Genomic DNA, 4,074 nt, shown 5'->3' with positions numbered 1-4,074 from the left:
TTCAGGACAGGCTTTTGTCATTTTTGTTTGTTTTAAGGTCAGCATTCTAAACACATCAACATCAAACTCACCATCAGGAAATGGTCCTAGTGACTTGGTGATGCTAGTCGTAGATTCAACGTCTTTAACACGAATGATATATTTATGTCCTGAGTGTACAACATGTTCAAAACCATTGTAGGATTCATAGCCTCTATCGGCAATGAAGATGGCTTTCTGTCCATCATATCTGTCAACAAGTTGACAGAAAGCATCATTTTCGTCTTTTTTGGCTTCACCCTGAATGATAATATCATCATATGTACGTTCTCATAGATCATAACTGGCATTCAAATGATAGGCAGAGTAAGGTTTTGCAAGAGTGCCATGTCTTAATTCAGTTGTTTCATCGTCAAAGATGGTATTGTCAATAGGCAGTTCACTGCCATCAATGGCCAATAGCCTGTAGCCATGAAATAACTTTTTCTTGAAAGTTTTTTTGTTGAATCCATAAAACAAAGCTTTGAAAGCTTCAGGCTTGATCTTGCTTCTGGCCTGAACAAAGGCAGAGGCAGAAGGAGTATCAATAGAAAAGTCATTGAATTTGAGAAGTTCATCCTTGATGGAAGAAGCGCCCATGCAAAGGATAATCTTCATGATAGTTTCAAAATCAAGCTTTCTGTTTCTGGTAAAATCAGCATCAGGATTGACACAGAAGATAGAACAGACTTGAGAAAGTGTTTTGATATTGTGAAAAAGGACGTTTTTAAGATGTTTATAGCTATTCATGATCAAGTACCTCCAAGATATACCTATAAACAATTGGCCTATTATCAATAAAAAATTGATAATAGGCCGCACACTATCGTTGCAATGTCAATACTTTTCTTTGAAAAATAATAAAAAAAAAGCGAGAGGGTATATTTGCAATATAACCCTCGAATGCCATTCAGTCCTTAACTTAATGACATTGGTTGCTAAAGTTGTTTGATTTGGTCTTAATCGACTGGTTGCATCCATAGCTATAATTTCAACATTTGCAGCCACTAATGCGTCAACTTCATCCATGGTTGTCGTAATATAAATGTCACTACCCGGATAGTCCTTTTTAATAATACCAATAATTGGTAAATTGACTTCTTGTTGAATAGCTTTAATATCTTCAACACTATTCGCACGTATCCCCTTAGCACCTCCCTGATAAGCAGCTAAAGCCATTTTTGACATAATGTAAGATGAATGTAACGGTTCATCTTACATTGCCTGACATGAAACAATTAACTGATTTTTTAGTTTCTCCATTTTCTCCCTCCTTGTATAATCACACTATACTTCTATCGAAAATATTTGACAATATTCTTAAAAGATTTAGAATTTACTTTCAAAATTTTTCAAAAATAAAAACAAAATATCCCTATTTTGAAAGTAATTTCAAAAAACCAACTTAAAAATATTTCTAAGTTGGTTCGCTAATTAACTGATATATAGAATGTTTTCATCATTTTATAACATATACTAAAAAGCTTGATAATATAATCAAAAAAATGCCAACACCAATAAATATCATAGCCATAATTGACTGATGTTCAGGTATTTTTTCAATAAAAGCCATTTTAGGTTTCATTGGATGATAATAAACAGCCATATTTGATCCTAATGGCCACATATTCTGTGCATCACTTTTTCCCATCCTACCACCTGCAATGGATAAACAATCATTTTTTGTTACTCGTACATATGGTTCTCCATCTCTTCTCCAACTTTTCGTAATATAACCACGGAAAGTTCTGACTTTCTTATAAGTTTCTCCAAGCACATGATATTCAACAACTGGCACAATCACTCCATTTCCCCTATAACAATAATCCACAACTATTCCATGTGTCATCTCTTGGCAAAGTTTCGTTTTTCTTTTCTGCCATAATATGATGAATATTCCAACAATAATAAATATCAATCCTAATCCAGCAATGATAAGAAAGACAAGCATGATGATCTGTTCATCTGTCATGATATAAGCCCCCTTTTCTTTATTAAATACCAAATCAAACAAAAAAGCAATTCTTTATACATTAGATAATAATCTAATATAAACATTGACAATTATCTAATAATTGTTATAATTTTATATATACTGAATATATAATTAGATATTTATCTAACAAAGGAGGGGCGTTATGAAATATCAGACATTAAAAAATGAAAAAGAATTCTTAAAGTTAGCCATTGCCACTGGAATCAATCGTTTTGGTGACTCTATTGATGCTTTAGCTTTAACATGGCTTGTTTATGCAATCACTGGTGATGCTATGTATTCTGCTTTTAACTTTGGTATTAACTATTTACCAACTATTTTTTTGACACCTTTTATGGGAGCATTTGTTGAAAAAAGAAATAAAAAAAGGCTCATGGCTTTAAGTGATTTTCTACGTTCATTATTAGTTATGCTCCTTATTCTTTTCTATATGTTTCAACAATTAAATGTTTATATCATTATGTTCACAACATTTATGATTTCTATTTTAGAAACCTTAAGAGTTCCTTCTTCTACACCAATGATTGCTTCTTTAGTTCCCAAGGAAAAATATGACATTGCACAATCATTGCATACCTCACTATCTAAATCATTAGAAATTGTTGGTATGGGATTAGCTGGCATCTTATTAAATAGCTTTGGAATCATGATCACTTTTATTATTGATTGTCTTTCATTTATAGTCAGTGGTCTTATGATTGGTCATATTCATTTTCATGATAATTCAAATATTCAAAAGCAATCTACGATTTCTTTATTAAAAGAAGGATTTCACTATACCCAAACAAAACAGTCTTTGATTTATCTTTGCTTGATTTGTTGTTGTATCAATGCATTTTTAGTTCCTATTAATGCCTTTTCCAGTGCATTAAGCGTCGAAGTTTATCACAGTGGTCCACAGATGGTTGCTTACTTATCAATGGGCTTTAGTATAGGAAGTGTTTTAGGAGCGACTCTTTATCCCTATATCAGTTCTTATATGAATGCTAAAAAAATGATACAGTCTTTATTTGCTGGAGCGAGTTTTTTCTATATCATGACTATACTTATCTCTTATATCCCTATCACAATAATCAAATCTTTGTTTATTATGACACTGGCTATTTTATTTGGTATAATTGTTGTTTTTGCTAATATGTATGGTCAAATCATGGTTTTACAAAAAGTACACTCAAGTTATTTAGCACGTTTTAGTGCGATTATGAATTCTTTTGGTGTTTCTACCATTCCTCTTGTCTCATTTTTTATGAGTTTCATGAGTTCTTTATTTTCTATTCAAAATATTTTTATTTTTACAGGAATATTTGTTATGATAATAGGAGGAATTCTATTATATAACTCTATTGATGAGGTGATTGATCAAGATGAAAAAGACAATATATAATGAACCTTTATGGTATAAGGAATGGAGAGATTTAGGATTTGAATGTGTGAATGGTCCAAAAGTGATTTCATTAGATATCAAGCAAAAAAATGAACACTTTCAAAATCTCAAAAAGCAACATGATGTATTAGTTAGAAAAGCTAAAAAAATAAAAAATCTGCAAACTTATTTTCAATCATATCAATTAGATAATAATGAAATTTTATGTTTGGCTGATTTTATTTTAAATGCATTTTTCTTTGTCAGTGAATTTCCAAAACATCATATGCAAGAAGAACTCATTCAAAAATTTACACATTTTGATACAAAGGAATTAAGAGAAGATACTTTAAAATTTATTGATTTTCAAAATGATTATATTGAAAGTATTAGAAAATTATCTATTGATAATGAAGCAAAATTGGATTTGATTGAAACACTTTATCATCCTGATAAAATGATTCATGGATTATTTGATATCTTTAAACAGTTTCAAGAGATTTATCAATCTATTGATTATAATCCCATGCTTTTTAACTGTACTCACAATATCAATCAAGATGACTTAAATCAATTTTTTGGACATATTGGTTTAAAAATAGATGAAACACCTATCTCTATTTATCCTACTTTTGTTAATTACAATAAGCTTATATTAATGGTTGAAGATTATCATTATATTTTATTGATAGGAGCA

General features: G+C 30.3%; 5 protein-coding genes and 2 pseudogenes. 3 read left to right on the top strand and 4 right to left on the bottom strand.

The window, feature by feature from the left end:
* Positions 1-181: hypothetical protein (locus B5E48_RS13930; protein ID WP_241146990.1), on the top strand; the 181-nt coding region annotated here is incomplete at its 5' end.
* Here B5E48_RS13930 and B5E48_RS14145 read toward each other — a convergent pair.
* The 4 genes and pseudogenes from B5E48_RS14145 to B5E48_RS13055 form a co-directional block, all read right to left on the bottom strand.
* A pseudogene (locus B5E48_RS14145) lies at positions 181-285 on the bottom strand (hypothetical protein); the annotation flags it as partial. The gene B5E48_RS13930 and the pseudogene B5E48_RS14145 sit on opposite strands and share 1 nt — an antisense overlap.
* Before the next feature lie 24 nt (positions 286-309).
* On the bottom strand, positions 310-768 hold the full coding sequence (locus tag B5E48_RS13530; RefSeq protein WP_143747032.1) for a hypothetical protein: 459 nt from the start codon (positions 766-768) through the stop codon (positions 310-312).
* A 189-nt stretch (positions 769-957) separates the two neighbouring features.
* A pseudogene (locus B5E48_RS13060) lies at positions 958-1,281 on the bottom strand (N-acetylmannosamine-6-phosphate 2-epimerase); the annotation flags it as partial.
* 196 nt (positions 1,282-1,477) lie between these two features.
* A complete protein-coding gene (locus B5E48_RS13055) occupies positions 1,478-1,990 on the bottom strand; it encodes a hypothetical protein (RefSeq protein WP_087298343.1) in 513 nt (170 codons plus the stop codon).
* A gap of 166 nt (positions 1,991-2,156) precedes the next feature.
* Between B5E48_RS13055 and B5E48_RS13050 the strand changes: the two genes are divergently transcribed.
* Positions 2,157-3,398 (top strand): MFS transporter, encoded by a 1,242-nt coding sequence (locus B5E48_RS13050; RefSeq protein ID WP_087298344.1) that lies wholly within the window; start codon positions 2,157-2,159, stop codon positions 3,396-3,398.
* Positions 3,379-4,074 (top strand): hypothetical protein (locus B5E48_RS13045; RefSeq protein ID WP_143747031.1); only part of this gene is annotated, 696 nt, incomplete at its 3' end. The genes B5E48_RS13050 and B5E48_RS13045, both read left to right, overlap by 20 nt.

The sequence above is a fragment of the Massilimicrobiota sp. An105 genome (genome assembly GCF_002161155.1).
GTDB classification, from domain to species: Bacteria; Bacillota_I; Bacilli_A; order Erysipelotrichales; family Coprobacillaceae; genus Allocoprobacillus; species Allocoprobacillus merdigallinarum.
This window is presented reverse-complemented; position numbering and strand designations above follow the sequence as displayed.

Coding starts and splice junctions, on each gene's coding strand:
- B5E48_RS13530 (WP_143747032.1), bottom strand. CDS start 768: ATGAATAGCTATAAACATCTTAAAAACGTCCTTTTTCACAATATCAAA.
- B5E48_RS13055 (WP_087298343.1), bottom strand. CDS start 1,990: ATGACAGATGAACAGATCATCATGCTTGTCTTTCTTATCATTGCTGGA.
- B5E48_RS13050 (WP_087298344.1), top strand. CDS start 2,157: ATGAAATATCAGACATTAAAAAATGAAAAAGAATTCTTAAAGTTAGCC.